Here is a 20,391-nt window from a genome sequence, read left to right on the forward strand (position 1 = left end):
GGATTTTCAGAGGATGCCGTGGCTTTGGGAGCCTCAGCCACCAGGCCGTTAAATTCATCATGCAAACAAAAAATCAAAGACTTTAAACTTTTGAAAGCTTTTCAGCATCAAGCATTTGACTTCTTTAAGCCACATACATATCTTTTGCCACTTTTGTGGCTTAAAAATTTCCCACGGATCGCACGGATTTCCACAGATAATGCGGTGGCTTCGGGAGCCTCAGCCACCAGACCGTTAAATTTCATTATGCAAATAAAAAAAATCAAAGATTTTTTTAAACTTATGTGTTCTGAAATACGTGAAAAGCTTTAACCTTTTATCTAATGTGACTCATGTGTTAAAATTCTTCTGTGACTTATGCGTTTGCATAATAAAATAAGCGGTCCGGTGGCTGAAGTTCCCATCTTAGGTGGCTGAGGTTCTCGAATTAGGTGGCTGAGGCTCTCGAAGCCATTCTTTTGTTTCAAGACGGAAGCACATCAAAAGATTTCCCGTAAATTTGTAAGACTTGAATTCTCAACTATGAATACCAAACAGGAAAAACTGGAAGCTTTCGGAAGATTATTGGATATTATGGACGATCTGCGGGAAAAATGTCCGTGGGATCAGAAGCAAACGCTGGAATCGCTTCGGCATCTGACGCTGGAGGAAACTTATGAACTTTCGGATGCGATTTTGCAGAATGATTTACAGGAAATCAAAAAAGAGCTGGGCGATGTATTGCTGCATCTGGTTTTTTATGCGAAGATCGGTTCGGAGAAAGAAAGTTTCGATATTGCAGATGTCATTAATTCTTTAAATGAAAAACTGATTTTCCGCCATCCGCATATTTATGGCGATACCGAAGTCAAAGATGAAGAAGAGGTAAAGCAGAACTGGGAAAAACTGAAGTTGAAAGAAGGTAACAAATCAATTCTGGGCGGGGTTCCGAAGAGTTTGCCGAGTATGGTAAAAGCATACAGAATTCAGGACAAAGTGAAAGGAATCGGCTTTGAATTTCACGATGCCGAAGATGCGTGGAAAAAAGTGGATGAAGAGATCCGCGAATTTCACGATGAAACAGACTTAGACAAAAAAGAGCAGGAGCTGGGCGATGTGTTTTTCTCCCTGATCAACTACGCAAGGATTGTAGGCATCAATCCGGATTCTGCATTGGAAAGAACCAATATAAAATTCATTTCAAGATTTCAGAAAATGGAAAACTTAGCTTCGGAAAAAAATCTCAAGCTTGCCGATCTGTCGCTGGAAGAAATGGATGTTCTTTGGGAAGAAGCAAAACAATTGCAGTAAGATGAAAGTACAGAATCCGGCACCTCACAGGTTTCAGTATTTATTGGAATTTAAACAAACCGAACGGAAATGGCATTTCCCTTTTCTCGCGGCGCTGTGCATCGGAAGCTGCCTTTTCATCGGTTATTTTTCCGGAAAGCCTAACTACGGCGCACTTTCCAGTTTGGGAGCGCTTACGATTTTATATTTTACTTCGGCTCCGATTACGCAGAGAATGATTCATCTCGCTGTCTGCGCTTTTGGAATTGTTTTTTCGTTTTCCGTGAGTTCATTTTTCGGATTTAATGCGTATGCAGGAGCCTTGTCACTGGGTTTAGTGTCTTTTTTAGCACATTTTATATCTTCCTACTATAAAATTCCGCCGCCGGGAAATTTTTTCTTCATCATGGTTGCGGCGATGGCCAGTACTTACACCTTTGATCTGGAAATGATTCCCACGAGAGTAGGGCTTGTGGCAATGGGAGCGATATTATCCTGTTCTTTGGCTTTTTTTTACTCGGTTTTTATTGAAAAAAGCAAAGTGGTAGCCGTACCGAGAAGAAGCTTCAATAAAAGAAGATATACCAAGTTTGTAGAAAGTACGATTATCGGTTTCTTTATGGCGCTGACGTTAATTATTGGGCATCTTTTACATTTTAACAATACTTACTGGATTTCCATTGCAGCGGTTGCGATCATTCAGGGCAGAAATTTTGAGCACGTAAGACAAAGAAATATGCACAGGATTTTAGGAACCTTTATCGGAATCGGATTTGCGTGGATTATTCTGTTATTTAACCCGGAAAAGATTGTGATGATCGTTATTATCACAGTATTACAGTTTATTATTGAACTGCTCATTGTAAGGAATTACGGTTTTGCAGTCATTTTTATCACGCCGTTAACGATTCTTCTGGCAGAAACAGCGAGCCCGGTTTATCATCCTGTTGAAGCGCTGATGCAGGCAAGGCTGATCGATACGGTCATTGGCAGCCTCATTGGTCTTGCGGCCGGATTTTTTCTGCATCATCAGCAGATTATTAATAACTTAGAGAAAAATATCAGGTTCTCTTATTTTCAGTTTAAAAAATTAAAAAAATAAATATGTTGCGCGTTCTTGTTTTATCAGCATTCCTTTTGCTCAGCTGCAATCCCAAAGCTCAGGATTCTCAGAAGTCCGCCAATGCGCTTACCGTTGAGTTTTCTTTGCCTAAAAAGCTTAAGGAAGTTTCCGGCATTACTTTATCGAAAGATAAAAAAACAATCTGGGCTATTGAAGACCAGGGCAATAAAAATGTGATTTACGGCCTCGACAGAAAGGGAAACCAGATTGCGGATGTTCTTGTAGAAAATGCCGAGAACCACGACTGGGAGGATATCACAACAGATGTTCAGGGAAATATTTACATCGGTGACTTTGGAAATAATGAAAACGACAGGCGCAATTTATCGATTTTAAAAGTTGACTTAAAAGAGGTTTCCCAAAAATCCACAAACGTTACCCAGACCACAACGTTTCATTATGAAGGACAGAAGGAATTTCCGCCAAAAAAATCCCACTGGCTCTATGACTGTGAAGCTTTCGTAGAAAAAGACGGCTACTTTTACCTCTTCACCAAAAACAGAAGCAAAGGTTTCGACGGGACTTTTCTTGTTTTTCAGATTCCTAATAAAGCCGGTGATTTTGAAGCGAAATTAATTGCAACACTAAAGCTGCAGGGAGGATACAGCGATGCGGCCATTACTTCAGCGGCTATTAACAGCAGAAACCAGGTTGTACTGCTTACTCATAAGAATGTTTATATGCTTTCATCTCTTTTTGATAAAAATTTTAAAACAGCGGTTATTCAAAAAACTCCGTTGAACCATAATTCCCAAAAAGAAGCTATTGTATATCTTGATGATAGAACTGTGCTCATTGCCGATGAAAAGGACGGAAAAGAAGGAGGGAATGTGTATAAGTTTAGCTTAAAATAAGATAATTTTGACGGCAACTGAAATTTCAGTAGTTATATTGTTTTTACTATAAAGACTTCGACAGGCTCAGTCTGATACAGCTACAAAATAACAGGTGGTATTAGGAATGTCATGCTGAGCTTGCCGAAGCATCTTTCTACTCAAAAACAGATCTTATTGTTCAAATTAAAATAAAATAAAAACCGCAGAAATTTCTGCGGTTTTTTATGTAAAATGTACAGCCGTTACATCTAAAAAGTCATTCCCACACCTCCTGAAATCCTTCCGCCATCGGTTCCGTAGAAGTAATTCAGTCTTGCGGAGAACATTTCAACAATGCTCAGCCAGAATCCTGCCCCTACAGACTGATGCCATTTTCTGGAATCTTCATGATCATTCCACACCCTTCCGATATCATAGCCGAGTAAAACTCCCATATTCGCAGGGACAATATTATTTTTCACCCTTCCGAAATCCCATCGGATCTCCGAGTTGTTGGTAAAATACGATTTTCCTGAAAACCGGTCGTTCCGGAATGCTCTCATTCCATTATTACCGCCAATAGCAGCAGCCTGATAGAATTCAAAATTGTTATTGTTAATCCACATTACATTGCTGGAATTGGCAAACACGAAATTCCCTCTGCTGTCTAATCTATGATCTACGGATAAAGTTCCTTTTAAAATTAAAAAATTTCTCTTCGTATCGTTAAGATTGGTTTTCCAGTCTGCATTTACTTTGAACTCCATTCCTAAGGTAGGGAAAGCCGTATTATCCAGGTTTTTATATCCGAACGTATAATTGGCGCCTGCAAACTGCTGGTTGTCAAAAACTTCAGGTCTTACATCAGGAGAAAGATCTACAAAGCGGTCTCCATTGCGCTGAACTTTGTTATTTTCAAAGGTCAGCTGAAACTGGTTGAAGATATTTGTCCAGCTTTTTTTAGAGATAGAAGGGGCAAAATTAATTTTGGAAATTCGGGTCCTGTTGAATTTCCGTTCTGTGTTTTCTTTATCATATTCACTTTCATTGGACAGTCCGAAAAAGTTTTCTGCAAATCGGGGGGTCGTAAAACCTGCATCAAGATTGAAATCCCAGCTTCCGATCGCTTTTTTAAAGATTCCTTTGTAGGCTGCATTGAAGCCACCTGTCGCTGTGTAAAAATTAACTTTCAGGCTGTGTTTCTGGGTATAAGGAGAACGGATAAAATTATTCACCGTATAATTGGCCAGAAAGCCCAGAATTACGCCGTCATCGGGGTTAAAGTCTGCATTGGGATAGCCGGCAAAGAAATTATATTTAGGATGTTTGTAATTGTAGGTATTGATGTCATAATCATCCGAAATATTTTTTGTTGCTCCGTGGGTGTTGTAGGTATTATTCTGCGATTTAAAATCGTAAATTTTCACCTTCTTGCCATCGGCAACATTATAAGTATCATTATTATATCCTCCGATCAGCCTGATATTCATCTTTGGCCTGCCGTCTCCTGAAACTTCATAAACATCATCGTCTTCCAATCCGTAGATCCATAGTTCTTTGGTTTTGGAATCGTCATAGGTTTTTTCAAAAACCAGTTCAGGATTTTCTTTCTTTTTATCTAATTTGTATTGTTTTACATTAACTGAATTTCCCGTTTTGGTAACGACAAATTTATCAGGATTCACCGTTCCTGCCAACGGAACTTTTTTCTGAAGCACATCGTAATATTGTGAAGCGTACGTTTCAAGCTTTATTTTTCTTGCTTTTAGTTTTCTCTGAATATCGGTAATGGTTTCGTCCTGTACTTCTTTTGGTAAATTTCTAAAAGCGTTATCAATATCCTCATCCGTAAGATGTTCCTGGATGTATTTTGCCTGCGCCATCCATTGTTCCTCAGTGGCCCCTTTCAGAAAAACGAGATCAAGAGGATAAGGTTCCATTGCCAGCCATTTTACGCTCTTAATGTCATCTTTAAATGTTTTCATATGGCGGATGGCCGGAATGTTCATGATAATTTTGAAAGCATTTCCGTCGTATTTACTGAAGGCCTGATCTCTATCCCTAGGAATCGGTTTATACACTACTTTATCACCTTCCTGATATTCGGCCCATTTCCATTGGTCGGAATGCCGGTCCCAATCGCCAATCAGCATATCAAAAAGTCTTGCTCTGATGTACAGTTCCTGGTCTACAGAATATTTGTAATTTTTATTAAAATTTTTCAGAACATCATCCGTCGAAACAATATCTTTTGCATTATCCAGTGATGCGAGGGTCTTAGGATCTGAAGAAAAACGTTCTTCAATCATGTACATTTCATCCCCGTAATTGATGTTATATTCTCCCAGTGCTTTTTGCTTCGGGATATAAAATAACCTTGGATTGCTGTGGTAAAGATTCACCTTATCGGCCATATTTCCTACGGCAAAAGGAGTAAAAGGATGGTTAGTTGTATAAAAATCCAGAAGAAATCTTTCAGGGAAAGTATTATTAAGCTCATTTCCAAAAGTACTTTTCTTAAACGCCATATTGTTAAGGAAGCGCACAGCACTTTTTTTAACCCCTCTCATGACAAACTCCTGCCCATCCCGGGATTTCAGTCTTAAGCTGTTCGATTGGTTTCCGCCACCTTCCCGGAAAGGAGTGTAGCCGCCATCCAATGTGGAAATATTAGCTGTAGGTGCTTCAATAGGCATCCCATAGTATTTTCTGTAATGATCTCCCCAGAGCCATCTGTAAAATTTCCTTTTCTGGGTCAGTTTTTCCGGGTATACGGTTGAGGTTACCGTTGAAGGAAAAGAATCAGGGTAGTTGTTTACAAAACTCGCCGGTTTTTCAGTCACCTGGATATGCGAGAGTTGTTCTAAAGAATTATTTTTTGTCGAGAAATATTCTACATCCGAGCTTTTATCTTTTCTGATATTTAATACGGCAAAACCACTTCCTCCGTAGGAAAAGTCGGTTTTTTCTCCGATAGTAGCCGGATCGACCTTAGAACCTGCACCGCTTACAATTTGTCTGATATTGCTGAACTCATGATACTGCAGATTATGATCGTGCCCGGAAACGAAGATGATATTTTCCTTTTCCTGAACAATACTTTTTATCCGGTTGGCAAGATCTGCATAATGCTGGTTGTTAAGGTCTTCCGGACTTGCTCCGGAGGAACTTCTTACCACATTGATAAGGCTTGAAACTACGGGAACCGGAATTTTACTTTTTAAAGGAAATAAATGAGATTTTGCAGAGCTGTATCCTGCGTGTGTTCCACTGCTGATGATGGGGTGATGTAGTGCAACTATGATCCGCTTATCCTGATTTTTATTAATTAAATCTTTAAATTCGGTGAAAAGGTCTTCTCTGGTCTTGATGTCACAGTTTTTATTGATTCCGGGATAGTTGTCCCAGTTCAGCAACGCCCATTCCGAATCGATTACAATTAATTTTATATCTTTCGTAAGGCTGATGTCATCGATAGGGCAGGAATTTTTGGGAAGAAATGCTTTTTTATCGTTTAAATAATTTTTCACGAAATCTTCCTGAGCTTTTAGCCCGTCAAGGCCGCTGTACCAGTCATGGTTTCCGGGAATAACGAGAGTTTTGCCTTTATAGTTTTTTACAATAGAAAGCTGGTCTTCGAGTTTTTGTTTGGCTAATGCGTAATCTTTATCAGACTCTTTCGGCATTCCGTGCGGGTAAATATTATCACCCAGGAAAATCAGCATTGAATTGCTTCCTGCAGCTTCAAGCCTGTCTTTCAGCAAATGTAAAGTATTCTGAGACTGAGGCTCATCGGCATTGCCTGCATCTCCTACAAGAAACAAGGTAAAGTCATTTTCGGATTTTACATCAGAATTATTGACTTCAGATAAGTTTTTACCCTTTTTTACGTTATATGTTGCGCAGGAGTAGAGCACTCCGGCAGACAATACGAACCTAAGAGCAAGAGAAGTGTTTTTTAGATGAGTTTTCAAGTATAAATTCATAAATTTACATTAACAAAATTTCGGTGATGGACATTTTAAAAAAAGCCAAAGATTATGTTGAGACCTTATTCAAAGATAAGCTATCTTCGGTATACTTTTATCATAATTTTATACATACAACATTTACGGTAAATAAAGCTGAGGAGATCCTGAAAAACACGCCTGTTTCTGAAAAAGATCAGGAAAAGGTATTGCTTGCACTTTGGTTTCATGATACTGGATACATAGAATGTGCCAAAGACCACGAAGAAAAGGGTGCAGAGATAGCAAAAAGTTTTCTTCAGAAAGAAAATTATCCTGAAAATGATATTAATGAGATTGTAAAGCTGATTTTAGCTACAAAGATTACCTATGATCCCCAGAATCTTCTGGAAGAAATTGTAAAGGACGCAGACTGCAGCCATTTTGCAAGCCACGATTACAATGATATTTCCGACGCCCTAAGAAAAGAGTGGGAGCTTACCAATGTAAGATGTTTCTCTAATGACGAATGGAATGCGGGCAATCTGGATATGCTGAAAAACCGGCATCAGTTTTATACCGATTATGCAAAAAGCGCCTGGCAGCCGCTAAAGGAAAAAAATATCAAAAAAATTGAAAAGAAATTAGAAAAAGAAGACGGTAAAAAAGACGGCTCAGAAAATAAAAAAGAAAAGGATAAGGATAAGGAAAAAGATCCTAAGCCGGACAGAAGTGTTGATACGCTTTTCAGGGTTACGCTGAGTAATCACACAAGACTGAGTGATATTGCCGACAGCAAGGCCAATATTCTGCTTTCTGTAAATGCCATTATTATTTCGGTTTGTCTTTCGGTATTGGTTCCAAAGCTGGATACCCCGAAAAATTCGCATCTTATTATTCCGAGTTTTATTTTGCTTTTGTCGGCGGTTCTTACCATTATATTTGCCATCTTGTCGACAAAGCCTAATGTCACAAAGACTAAATTCAGTCTTCAGGATGTGGCTGACAGAAAAGTAAACTTACTGTTCTTTGGTAATTTTAACAGAATGCTGTTTGATGATTATCAGAGTGCCATGAATGTTTTGATCAAAGACAGGGATTACATTTATGATTCTATGGTAAAGGATCTGTACTATCTCGGAAAAGTGCTGGACCGAAAATACAGGCTTTTGTCAATCACCTACAAGATTTTTATGGCAGGAATCATAATTTCCGTACTCTCTTTCGGATATGCTTTTTTAAGCCTTTAGAATATACATTTTTTAATGAAAAACTCATCCTGCTTTGGATGAGTTTTTATTTTAAGCCAAGGAAACTCTCAGAGCAAGAAGACCTGTAATTCCCTGGAGATCCTCAACACGTAGAAACTCAACATCGTTTTTAAGAATTTCTTTTTTCTGGAGTTTACCGATGTAATCAAGATATTCTCTCTGATTTTCCATACCAAAATACACGATCGTTATTTTTCCAGGACACGTTATCCTGTCTGAAGAATCTTTTACATGAGCTTTATCCAGACGTTTCTTTATGATTTCGTAATATGAGTTGTAGGCGCCGTCAACGTCAAACCTTTTTTCATCCATCCTGAAACGGATGTCCACTTTTTCATTATATACGAAAATGAGTGAGGCAATATCCAGGCAGATTGGAAGATCCTTCCTGAAATTCTGGAATTCACGTTCCATATTGCATATCGTCTTCAGCTGCCAATATCTAAGCTTATGCACAACCTTTGAGTGATAAGGAAGATCTGGGGCGATATTGCGGCCGATGTACAGATTATGTTCTATTCCATCAGATTTGAACCTTTCATAATAATGCGGGAAGATCTGCTGAGCCTGTGTCTGGGCTTCATCCAGAACATCTGCCAATTTCCTGTTCACTAAAGTTATTGAGTCATCCAGGCTTTTCCTGTTGGCATAAAAAAGATCTGTCTGTGTGAAAACCTGTGCAAAATAATCTTTAATTTTTGCTTTAACCTCACTGGAAGATTTTACTTCTAGCTTGGCCTGCAGGTACGGGTGTATCTCATCTCTCAGCAGTCGCTGGAATCGCTGTTCGCTGTCTGCTTTTATTTCGTTGTTGAGCTCATTTTCGAAAATATCCAGCGCCAGAAGATATTTTTCCGATTCCGAATTGGTTAATGTAAAAATTTCATGAAGACATTCAATCTGCTGGTTAAGATCTTCAAGCATCAGGTTAAAACGCTTTTCAGATGAAGACCGGATATCGGAAAATCCGAAAAGCGGTGTCAGGTTTTTAAATGAAATCTGTTTTAAAGTATATATTTTTTTTGCCAGTGACGCATTGAAATATTTCTCGGCTTCATTCCTGAATTTCCACACCACACTGTCATGAATAGTAGTGTATTCGCGTTGAATGATGGCTTCGATCTGATAATTTTTCTCAAAACTGAATCTGTTTAATGAAAACAGGATCATATCTGAAAAGAACTCCATTTTTTTAAGTTTTAACCCGTTGAAGCTATTGGCTACCGGTGATGTGAATTCCATAATCGCCAGCAGATCATTATCTTTCACAATAGGAATAACCATAAAGCTGTTGATGTTATTATCCCTTAAAATCCCGAAAGACGGCAGCGATTTTATTTCATGATCCAGGTTTTCGATGTTGGAGACCACGATCGGTTTAGAATTGTGGTTTAAATTGGTAAATGTTGTTTTCCTTGTCTCATCATCAAAAGTATTGATCCAGAAATCCAGAATATGATTGGTGAAAAGATTTTCATAGATGGGAAGCTTCTCCAGCCGCTGATCTTTTTTATTGAAAAGCATCAGTCCAAAATTCAGATCGGAAACATCAAAATAGGACTTGAAGATTTCGATGAGGTTTTCATCCGGAGCAAGGTTTTCCGGATCGATACTGATCATACTTGATTTCAGGTCGGACAATGCTACTTCAGAGGTGCAGTCAACCAGAGAGATAATGGTAAAACCCTTCAATACCCAGGATTCTGAAGGGAAGTATCTTTTCCACAGCTTAAAATCATCAAGGTTTTCAAGCAGTATATCCACGACCTCTTCAGAGGGAATCTTTGCATCTTCAGTAGGATATACTTCTGCAAAATCCGCGTTCACGGTAATTTTGTAATGTTTCATGATTCCCTGTCTGTTCGGGATGTCATAATAAAACGGAAGCGAACTTTTGATGTCTCTTTTGTAATAAGTCTGCAGAATAAGACAACAGCAAAATACATAAAATTCGTCGTCATCAATATTCCGGAGCTCTATTTCGAAATCTTTTCCTGCGTCTTTAAGAATATTTTTAAATCTTTCCGTATAGTTGAATGTGATATTGGAAAGCGGGATACTGGCAGCTTTTATTTCATTATTGGTAAGCCCTGTTGGAAACAGATCCGACAGCAGAAGCCTGATCAGTTCTTCGTGTTTTTCCAGCAGTGATACATCCTGAAAGCCGTCTCTCAGTTCCCGAAAGTTTGTGGTTTTATCGATTAATGATTTAGCATAGTTTACCCGGTATTCCAGACGGTCATTATAGCGGATATGCTCAAGCACATCCAAATACTTTTTGAAAGAAATGTAAACCTGAAATGGAGCGTCTTTTTTATAAAGATTTGCCATGAAGTAAAGTTATAAAAAAACCACAACTTTAAGGTTGTGGTTTTATATTTTATGAGGACTTTTTAGAGCCCGAACTGTCTTGCAAAAAGATCAGGGAAAACACCCAAAACAATGATTGAAGCGATCACAAATACAGCAACAATATTGTACGTTATAGTTACTTTCTCTGAAGATTTGAATGTGCTTTCTTTAAAGAAGAACATAGAGATGATTAACCTCAGATAGTAAGCAATAGAGAGTGCAGATCCTAAAACGGCAACCAGTACAAGGAAAACACCGTGATCAGAATTCATAGCCTGGGAAAACAATGCAAATTTACCCATGAAACCTGCTGTTAAAGGAATACCGGCCATAGAAAGCATTGAGATTGCAGCTGCCGTAGCCAATAAAGGCTCAGATTTTGCCAAGCCTCTGAAAGCACCGAAAGAAGTTTCTCTTTTTAGTTTTTCAACATAGATCAGGCACATGAAAACACCTACTGTTGATAATGCATACGCAAACAGATAGAATGCTAAATTATAAGTTGAAAGGCTTGTCATTCCGAAGAACACCAACCCGATATATCCTGCATGGGAAACTGATGAGTAAGCCAGCATTCTTTTTGCATTGGTTTGGGCAAGACCCATAACGTTTGCCAGGAGCAGGGTAATGATCAGGAATACCCCGAAAACATTGATCCACTGTTCCGTAACGCCGCCAAACCCGATCGTCATCAGTCTGAACAGTGCAAAAAATCCTGAGATTTTTACGACACTTGCCATGAAAGCCGTGATTAATGAAGGCGAACCGTAATATACATCGGGACTCCACATATGGAACGGAGCCAATGCCACTTTGAATGCCAATGCACAAAGAATCAATAAGACTCCTAAAATAAACATGCCGTCTTTTGGGTTTGAAACTCCGAAATCCTGAATTTTGTATAAGTCAAAACTTCCTGCGCTTCCATAAATAAAGGCAATCCCAAACAATAAGAAACCTGTTGCGAATGCACCCATCAGGAAATATTTAATGGAAGCTTCATTGGATCTTAAATCGGTTTTATTCGCTCCTGCCATTACGTATAAAGGTATGGAAAGGATCTCAACTCCTAAGAATAATGTTACCAGATTCTGGAATCCGAAAAGGATGATTCCGCCACACAATGCAAAAAGCATCAAAGCGTATAATTCAGACTGGTGGGTTCTGTGATTGCTGAATGCAAAACCTCCCAAAAAGAATAACAATAAGGTGGTTACGATGGATATTTTGGTAAATAATGCAGTATTCGCAGTATAGTCGTACATGTGTCTGTACTGCCCGAAGAATGCCGCTTCCGGCATAAAGCTTACCCATAATGCGATGATTAATCCCAAAATCCCAATGTATCTTGCGAATTTCCCCTGTTCAAAAACTCCTGAAAATAACGCAACAACTGCCGTTAGGAAAACAATAATTAAAACACTCATAATTTATATTCGAGATTTGAAGTTTAAAGTTAAGATCTGTTCTTTTGTCTTTATTCTTCGTCGATCTCCTAGTTTTTTAATTTTTAAATCTTTTAATTTTTAACTGGCCATCGCCGTGTAGATAAACTTCAATGAACTATTCACCAGCTCGATGATCGGTTGTGGGAAAATACCAAATACAATCACGAAAACTGCTAAACTTGCCAATACCGAAAATTCTACAGCAGAAAGATCTTTTGCTGTGCTCAGAACGGCCTCATCGCCGGGACCGAACATTGCTTTTCCGTAAAATCTCAATAAATATACTGCGGCAAGAATCACTGTAAGACCTGCAATTACTGCTGCCAACCCGTTAAAATCATATATCGATTTAAGGAGGATAAATTCCCCGATAAATCCATTGGTTAACGGAACTCCCATTGAACCTAATATAATGATCAGGAACAGCACGGCAAACTTAGGCGCTACTTTTGCAAGGCCTCCCATTTGTCTGATGTCTCTTGATTTGAATCTTTTGTATAAGATATCACAACAGTAGAACAAACCGGCCACGTTGATACCGTGGGCAAAAGTCTGTACCAGAGCACCTTCGGCACCTTCAATATTGAAAGTTCCTCTTAATGTAATGACTGCAGAAGCAAAGATACCTGCTACCATCAATCCTACGTGAGAAAAAGATGAGTATGCGATAATTCTCTTCATATCCGTCTGAATGATGGCAATCAATGCTCCGTGAACAATTCCTACAATGGCAAGAATAATAACGATCTGTCCGGAAATTCCGGCAATCGGAAGTGGTGTGATCGGTAATAAATAACGCATTACCCCATAGATCGCCATTTTAAGCATAATACCCGATAAAAGCATAGAGCCCTGAGTCGGTGAATAAGTATAGGTATCAGGCTGCCATGTGTGTAAAGGGAAAACCGGTAATTTCACTGCAAAAGCAAAGAAAATAAACCAGAATACCACGGTTTGCTGTGTTTCGTTTAATTGTGCATTATACAGATCTGTTAACGCAAAAGACGCAGACTGATTGTATACATAGATCAATCCTGCTAACATGAATAATGACCCAACGAATGTATATACGAAGAATTTTGTAGTAAACTCAAATCTTTTATTTTCCTGGCCCCAAAGTCCGGCAATAAACCAGATCGGAATCAAGGTTACTTCCCAGAAAATGTAGAACAATAATCCGTCCAGCGAAGTGAAAACTCCTACCAACCCGAACTGCATGAGCAGAATAAGACCGTAGAAAGAATTTCTGTAGCTTACATTTTCATTAAAAGAAGATAAAATAATGATTGGCGTTAAAATATTGGTCAGCAATAAAAGAAGCAGGCTCATCCCATCAATACCGAAGTGAAGAGAGCTTTTAATGAATTGTGACCAGGGATAATTGATTTCATGCTGCAGTACACTGTCTACAGTAGGGCCGTAATTAAAATCTGCCGCAATGTAAAAAGTGATGAGCATCTGTACCAATGCAATTCCCAATGCCAAATATTTGCTTGAATTGTTTTTCCATGCAAAAACTAATCCCGAACCTACGAGAGGTAATAGTAATAATGTTAATAACAACTCAGACATTATTATTGTAATAAAAAGTTAACAATTAATATAATTCCCACCGCTAAAGACATAACCAGAATGTAATTCTCTACATTTCCGTTCTGAATACGTTTCATGGCTTTTCCGCTGTCTTCAGCGCCATCACCTACAAAGTCTACAAAACGGTCAAGAATACCATTATCAAACATCTTTCCTCCGCGTCCTAATCCTTCAACAGTTTTTACAATTAATGCATTGTAAAGTTCGTCAATATATAATTTTCTGGCAGACAGTTTTTCCCATCCTGTGTACTGCTCTTCCGGAAGAGCCTGTTTTTTCTTGTTAACATAGGTATTTTTAACAATAAACCATACACAGAAGAACATTAAAACGGTAGCTCCCAAAAGCATCATTTCTGTACCAAAAGGAACGCCGGAAAGCGTTGCTTCCATTTGGTTAAAGCTTTCCTCAGTAAGCACTGGTTTCAGCCATTCCATTAATTTGGCATAATGGCCGTGACCGATGAAGTGAGGAAGATTGATAAGACCGCCTACAACCGAAAGAACAGCTAATACGATCAATGGTATGGTCATATTGGAAGGACTTTCATGAAGGTGATGTTTTTGTTCTTCAGTACCTCTGAACTCTCCGTGGAAAGTTAAATAGTACAATCTGAACATATAGGTTGCAGTAACTGCTGCCAAAATGAATAAAATCACCCAATAAACCGGGTTTTTAGCAAAAGCAGCTACTAAAATTTCGTCTTTGGAAATCATCCCTGATAATAAAGGGAATCCTGAAATAGCCAATGTTCCGATAAGGAAAGTAGCATGGGTAAGAGGAATGTATTTTTTCAGCCCTCCCATGAAACGCATGTCCTGTTCGTTGCTCATCGCGTGGATCACAGAACCTGCACCCAGGAACAGTAATGCTTTGAAGAAAGCGTGCGTCATTACATGGAACATCGCTGTTGTATAAGCTCCCAACCCTAAAGCAATGAACATGAATCCAAGCTGTGAAACGGTGGAGTAGGCCAGTACTTTTTTAATGTCGTTCTGACGCAATGCGTAGAATCCTGCTAACGCTGCCGTTAAGAACCCGATGAATAGAATTCCGTCCTGAACGCTTGGCGCTAGAGTAAATAAGAAGTTGGATCTTACTACGAGATAAATCCCCGCTGTTACCATCGTTGCCGCGTGAATTAGGGCAGAAACAGGAGTTGGCCCAGCCATCGCATCCGGTAACCAGGTGTATAACGGAACCTGAGCAGATTTACCAGTTGCACCGATAAATAAACTCGCCGTAATGAAAATGATTACACTTCCGTCCAATTCAAATTTTCCGGCGTTTTGTTTAATGGTAAGATAATCTACGGCATTCGTCTGGGATGCCAGCATGAAAATTCCGATCAGTAAAGCAAGGTCACCAATTCTGTTCATGATAAACGCTTTTCTTGCTGCTTTACCATATTCTTCATTGGTATACCAGAAGCCGATCAATAAATAGGAACACAATCCTACGCCTTCCCATCCGATAAATAAGATCAGATAGTTGCTTCCCATTACTAAAAGTAACATGGAGAAAATAAACAGGTTCAGATAAGTGAAAAACTTATAGAAACCTTTATCATGGCTCATATATCCGATAGAGTAGAGGTGAATTAAAGAACCGATACCTGTAATGATCATGATCATCATTAATGATAACTGATCAATCTGGAATCCGAAATTAATCTGAACACCGTTTACTCTAAACCATTCAAAAGCTTTTACAATTACAGGCTGGCTTTCGGAGTCGAAATTCATGAAAATACTTACTGCAATGCAGAAAGATGCAAAAACCATTGCTGTAGCCAGGCTACCCACAACAATTTTTGGCAGATTTTTTCCGAATAAACCGTTTATAAGAAAACCTAAAAGTGGTAAAAGTATTATTGCATACACTAAATTTTCCATTCTTATCCTCTTAATTTATTAAATATACTTACATCAACAGAACGGGTATTTCTATACAGCATAGCAATAATTGCCAGACCTACCGCTACTTCCGCAGCAGCAACCACCATAATGAAGAAAACTAAAAGTTGTCCGTCGCCGTTACCTTTGTATGCCGAAAATGCAGCCAATAAAAGGTTTACAGAATTCAGCATAAGCTCTACACAACCCAAAATAACAATAGCATTTTTTCTCAGCAATACTCCCAACACTCCCAAACAGAACAATACTGATGAAAGAATGATGAAATAATTCAGAGGGATGCTTTGTATAAATGTATTTACTTCTCCCATAATTTATAACTCTTTTTTACCGATTAATACCGCACCTACAATACCTGCCAAAATAAGGATGGATGCAAGCTCAAACGGTAAAACATATTCATTAAACAAAAGTCTTCCCAGATTTTTCGTAAGTCCGATGCTGCCATCTATATTTTCAACGGCAATCTGGTTCTGCTGAACTCCTCTGAATACGCCCAAAACGCCAATTAATAAAAGACCTGCCGTAAAAACTCCAACAAATTTTAAAGTATTGTTCTTCTTACTTTCGTCTTGTTTATTAAGGTTAAGCATCATAAGGATATAAAGGAATAATACCATGATCGCTCCGGCATAAACAATAATCTGGATAATCGCAAGGAACTGTGCATTCAGAAGAATGTACATGCCAGCAATAGAAAACATCGTAACAATTAATGACAAAATAGCATACAAAGGATTTCTTGCAAATACAAAATATACCGCACTTGCCACTGCTAAAAACGCCACCAAGAAAAATAAAAACTGATCCATTATTTTACCGCATTTTTTTGTTTCTCGGATTGTCTTTCAGTAATATCAATCCTTTCGTTTATTTTTTCCACCAATTTATCTTTTCCGTAAATGAAAGACCCTCTGTTGGTTTCCACATCTACCAGACGATCTGTAAGATAGATAGCAGATTTTGGGCAGGCTTCTTCACACATACCGCAGAAGATGCATCTCAGCATATTGATTTCATATACCGATGCATATTTTTCTTCTCTGTAAAGATGCTTTTCTTCTTTTGTTCTTTCAGCAGCTGTCATGGTAATAGCCTCTGCAGGACACGCTACTGCACAAAGTCCGCAAGCGGTACATCTTTCTCTGCCTTCCTCGTCTCTTTTCAAAACGTGCTGGCCTCTCCAGATATCTGCTCTCGGCTTTTGTACTTCCGGATACGAATATACTGCGGGTGCACCTTTCAGTACGGTTCTTACAGCATGCTTAAAAGTAATCCCCATTCCCGTAAAAATAGCAGGAAGGTAGATTTTTTCAGCAAGGGTCATTTCTTTGTTGGAAACAACTTTTGATCTGTTCGTAAGTTTCATTTAATTATAGATGTTAGATGTTAGACATTAGATTTAGACTAATCTTGTCTGTTATCTTAATTTTTAATATTCTATTCACACAAACCTTAGGTTTTTAAAACCTATAAGGTTTAGGTACGTTGTATTAATTTCCAAACGCTAAAATTACAGCTCCTGTAATTAATAAGTTTACCAATGCCATCGGTATCAAAGTTTTCCAACCCAAGTGCATTAACTGGTCATATCTGAATCTCGGAAGGGTCCATCTGATCCACATAAAGATCAAAATTCCGATGATTGTTTTAATTAAAAATGCTACAATACTCAAAATCCCGGCTGTGTTTTCACCCCAGTGTTGAGTTACCCATTCAATTCCCGGATAGTTGTACCCTCCGAAAAACAAAACAACCATAAAAGCATTGGAAATGAACATGTTTACATATTCACCAAACATATACAATCCTAATTTCATAGAAGAATATTCTGTAGAATATCCTGTTACCAACTCAGATTCGCACTCCGGTAAATCGAAAGGGTGTCTGTTGGTTTCCGCTAAAGCGGCTACTATGAAAACAAGAAAGGCGATCGGCTGGTAGAAAATATTCCAGTTCAGTCCGGAAACCCAGGGAATGAATCCCCATAATTTTCCATTGGTCTGGCTTTCTGTAATTTCTTTTAAATCTAAACTTCCCGTCATCATAATGATAGAAAGCAGTGCTAATCCCATTGCCAATTCGTAAGAGATCATCTGAGAAGAAGCACGGATGGCACCTAATAATGAATATTTGTTGTTGGAAGCCCAGCCTCCGATCATAATTCCGTAAACTCCGATGGAAGCCATCCCAATGATGAAAAGTACCCCAACATCGATATTAGCTACCTGAAGATCGTAAGAAGTACCGGCAATATTTAAACTTTTACCCCAAGGAATTACTGCTCCTGTGATTAATGATATAAACATTACTAAAGCCGGCCCCAGTACAAAAAGGAATTTTTCTGCATTAGCAGGAGTAAAATCTTCTTTAAAGAAAAATTTTCCTCCGTCGGCAAGAGGCTGCAGTAAACCGAATGGCCCAGCTCTGTTAGGTCCGATTCTGTCTTGCATAATAGAGGCTACTTTTCTTTCAGCCCAGGTAGAGTAGGCTGCAATCGTTAATGAAAGCAGGAAAAGTGCTAATACAAGTATCAATTTAAATGTAAGTAAATCCATTTTTTATTTTAAATGTTTGAAGATGGGAGCTGGAAGCTGGAAGTGTATCACTTTGTGCATCAACTCTTCATCACATTACCAATTTATTTTATTTTTAACGAAATTAAAATTAAACGTAGAAGTGAAAAATTTTACGGTTACAAACCTTCATCTTCCATCTTCAAGCATCAAACTTTTTTATTTTTCGTCTTTTTCACTGATTTCTTTAGCCAACGGATTGTCTAAAACTCTCAGCTCATCTTTAGGCTTTTCGTAGTGATTCAATGAAATTACAGAGTGTCTGTCGATGTGTCTAGGACCTTCGATATTCCAGTCACTCAAATTCTTTCTTTCGAAACGACAGGTATCGCAGATGAATTCTTCCACTTCACCCCACTGATCTTTTCTTGCGGTAACTCTTATAATTTCATCACCTTTCATCCAAACGGTAGCTTTTCCTGAACATTTCTCGCAGTTACAGGTAGCGTTCATTGGTTTTGTAAACCATACTCTGCTGGCAAAACGAGCTGTTCTGTCTGTTAATGCTCCTACCGGGCAAACGTCGATTACGTTTCCGATGAAGTCATTATCCAAAGCTTTATTTAAATACGTTGAAATTTCTGCATGATCTCCTCTGAAAAGGATTCCGTGTTCTCTTTGCCCCGTTAGCTGGTTTGCAGCCAATACACATCTTGCACAAAGGATGCAACGGTCCATATTCAGTTTAATATGTGGGCCAAGATCATCTGCATCATAGGTATTTCTTTCAAACTCAGTTCTTGTTTCGGGGTTTCCGTATTCGTAACCCAGATCCTGAAGGTGGCATTCTCCTGCCTGATCACAAACAGGGCAATCCAGCGGGTGATTTACCAGCAAGAACTCGGTAACTGCTTTTCTTCCTTCCTGAGCTTTTTCCGAAGTAAGATTTTTTACTTCCATACCATCCATTACATTGGTTCTGCAGCTTGCAACCAATTTTGGCATAGGACGGGGATCTGCTTCAGACCCTTTGGAAACTTCCACCAGGCAAGTTCTACATCTTCCTCCACTGGTTTCCAATTTGCTGTAATAGCACATTGCAGGAGGTACAGATTTTCCGCCGATTTGTCTGGCAGCTTCTAAAATAGAAGTTCCAGGCAGCACTTCGGTAGTCTGTCCGTCTATAGTTATTTTGAATTTTTTAACCTCTTCGCTCATATTCTCTGCTTTTCGCTTATGCCTTAGCAATTAAGCTATATTTAATTATACTTCTTTGTATTAAATGTATATCCTATTCCTGCCAGTACTTCTCCGAAAACAAAATCCTGACGGGCTTTATCCGGCTTGTTATTAAGTGTGGTTTTGATGTCCCACATATTGATGTATCCGGCCTTTGCTTCCGCTCTTATCATCCAGTTTTTCCAGAAAACAAGGTTGAGACTTGATCTGAGATCGGTGGCCATACCTGCTACATGAAACCGGTCGCTTCTTTCGTTACCAAAAAGCCTTACGTTACTTTTCGGAAACATTACACCAATTCCTGCTCCGTAAGACCATACCAAATCTATATTTTTTTTATGAATAAGATTTCTGTATTTCTCAAGTCCCAGGTTTTCATAATTAAGTCCGTCTGTATGTTCAAAAGTAAGGAACTTTTCATCGGCTAAATTTACCTGTCCGTTCTGTACCATTGCTGCATATGTAGGATCCGAAATATTTCCTGAAAATCCAACGGTCTGGTCCTGATTCATTACATATTTCATGTGATCAATCCCTAAAACCAAAGCCAGGTTATCTTTAATAAAATATCCAATCCTGAAATTATACTGTGTCACAGTAAACCAGCTTGGATCAAAATATACAATTCCAAATTTTGTGGGTCTGTCTTTTGCAGACACATTATTCAGCTGAAAATCATAACCGTTTCCTGTAAAATGGATGTCAGAATTGCTGAATGCGCCTCTGTTCCAACCGAAGAAAGCAAACATCTGACCTTTTCTGCTGAGAGGTAAAGGCTTCTCTTTCTTTTCGGATTTATAGGATGCAGTTTCCAACTTATACACTTTTTCTATAGTGTCATTTTTTACCTGACCAAAGGCAAAACCTGACATCATCACCCCAATAATTAATACCTTTTTCAT

15 protein-coding genes are annotated in these 20,391 nt (G+C 38.7%); 4 read left to right on the forward strand and 11 right to left on the reverse strand.

The features are described from left to right. Positions 1-522: 522 nt before the first annotated feature. The 3 genes from mazG to HHL20_RS00325 are packed head-to-tail and all read left to right on the forward strand — an operon-like array spanning position 523 to position 3,246. Positions 523-1,290: a nucleoside triphosphate pyrophosphohydrolase gene (gene mazG, locus HHL20_RS00315; RefSeq protein ID WP_169229230.1), complete on the forward strand. Its 768-nt coding sequence runs from the start codon at positions 523-525 to the stop codon at positions 1,288-1,290. 1 nt (position 1,291) lies between these two features. Then, entirely contained in the window at positions 1,292-2,371 is a 1,080-nt protein-coding gene (locus HHL20_RS00320) for an FUSC family protein (RefSeq protein WP_169229231.1), read from the forward strand. Between the two features lie 2 nt (positions 2,372-2,373). Further along, positions 2,374-3,246 (forward strand): hypothetical protein, encoded by an 873-nt coding sequence (locus HHL20_RS00325; RefSeq protein WP_169229232.1) that lies wholly within the window; start codon positions 2,374-2,376, stop codon positions 3,244-3,246. A gap of 230 nt (positions 3,247-3,476) precedes the next feature. On the opposite strand, the gene HHL20_RS00330 is transcribed toward HHL20_RS00325, so the two are convergent. Then, complete coding sequence (locus HHL20_RS00330) at positions 3,477-7,181, reverse strand: metallophosphoesterase (RefSeq protein WP_317165903.1); 3,705 nt, start codon at positions 7,179-7,181, stop codon at positions 3,477-3,479. A 38-nt stretch (positions 7,182-7,219) separates the two neighbouring features. On the opposite strand from HHL20_RS00330, the gene HHL20_RS00335 reads away from it, so the two are divergent. Next, positions 7,220-8,404, forward strand: coding sequence for a Pycsar system effector family protein (locus HHL20_RS00335; protein WP_169229234.1), 1,185 nt, complete (start codon positions 7,220-7,222; stop codon positions 8,402-8,404). Between the two features lie 51 nt (positions 8,405-8,455). On the opposite strand, the gene HHL20_RS00340 is transcribed toward HHL20_RS00335, so the two are convergent. The 10 genes from HHL20_RS00340 to HHL20_RS00385 all read right to left on the reverse strand — a co-directional run bounded on the left by HHL20_RS00340 (position 8,456) and on the right by HHL20_RS00385 (position 20,391). After that, a complete protein-coding gene (locus tag HHL20_RS00340) occupies positions 8,456-10,756 on the reverse strand; it encodes a GAF domain-containing protein (RefSeq protein ID WP_169229235.1) in 2,301 nt (766 codons plus the stop codon). Positions 10,757-10,818: 62 nt separating this feature from the next. Further along, positions 10,819-12,204, reverse strand: coding sequence for an NADH-quinone oxidoreductase subunit N (locus tag HHL20_RS00345; protein ID WP_169229236.1), 1,386 nt, complete (start codon positions 12,202-12,204; stop codon positions 10,819-10,821). 99 nt (positions 12,205-12,303) lie between these two features. Continuing rightward, entirely contained in the window at positions 12,304-13,797 is a 1,494-nt protein-coding gene (locus tag HHL20_RS00350) for a complex I subunit 4 family protein (RefSeq protein ID WP_169229237.1), read from the reverse strand. A 2-nt stretch (positions 13,798-13,799) separates the two neighbouring features. Beyond that, positions 13,800-15,713: an NADH-quinone oxidoreductase subunit L gene (gene nuoL / locus HHL20_RS00355; protein WP_169229238.1), complete on the reverse strand. Its 1,914-nt coding sequence runs from the start codon at positions 15,711-15,713 to the stop codon at positions 13,800-13,802. A gap of 2 nt (positions 15,714-15,715) precedes the next feature. After that, positions 15,716-16,045 carry an NADH-quinone oxidoreductase subunit NuoK gene (gene nuoK / locus HHL20_RS00360; RefSeq protein ID WP_027380123.1) on the reverse strand — a complete coding sequence of 110 codons (330 nt, stop codon included), beginning with the start codon at positions 16,043-16,045 and terminating at the stop codon, positions 15,716-15,718. 3 nt (positions 16,046-16,048) lie between these two features. Continuing rightward, entirely contained in the window at positions 16,049-16,546 is a 498-nt protein-coding gene (locus tag HHL20_RS00365; protein WP_169229239.1) for an NADH-quinone oxidoreductase subunit J family protein, read from the reverse strand. Then, positions 16,546-17,103 (reverse strand): NuoI/complex I 23 kDa subunit family protein, encoded by a 558-nt coding sequence (locus HHL20_RS00370; RefSeq protein ID WP_029298761.1) that lies wholly within the window; start codon positions 17,101-17,103, stop codon positions 16,546-16,548. Before HHL20_RS00370 ends, HHL20_RS00365 begins: the two co-directional genes overlap by 1 nt. Before the next feature lie 124 nt (positions 17,104-17,227). Then, the gene (nuoH, locus tag HHL20_RS00375; protein ID WP_169229240.1) at positions 17,228-18,292 is read right to left on the reverse strand and encodes an NADH-quinone oxidoreductase subunit NuoH; all 1,065 of its coding nucleotides are present in this window, start codon (positions 18,290-18,292) and stop codon (positions 17,228-17,230) included. 177 nt (positions 18,293-18,469) lie between these two features. After that, positions 18,470-19,468: a 2Fe-2S iron-sulfur cluster-binding protein gene (locus HHL20_RS00380; RefSeq protein ID WP_169229241.1), complete on the reverse strand. Its 999-nt coding sequence runs from the start codon at positions 19,466-19,468 to the stop codon at positions 18,470-18,472. Between the two features lie 41 nt (positions 19,469-19,509). Beyond that, positions 19,510-20,391, reverse strand: coding sequence for a hypothetical protein (locus HHL20_RS00385; RefSeq protein ID WP_169229242.1), 882 nt, complete (start codon positions 20,389-20,391; stop codon positions 19,510-19,512).

The sequence above is a fragment of the Chryseobacterium cheonjiense genome (assembly GCF_012927265.1).
Classification (GTDB): Bacteria; Bacteroidota; Bacteroidia; order Flavobacteriales; family Weeksellaceae; genus Chryseobacterium; species Chryseobacterium cheonjiense.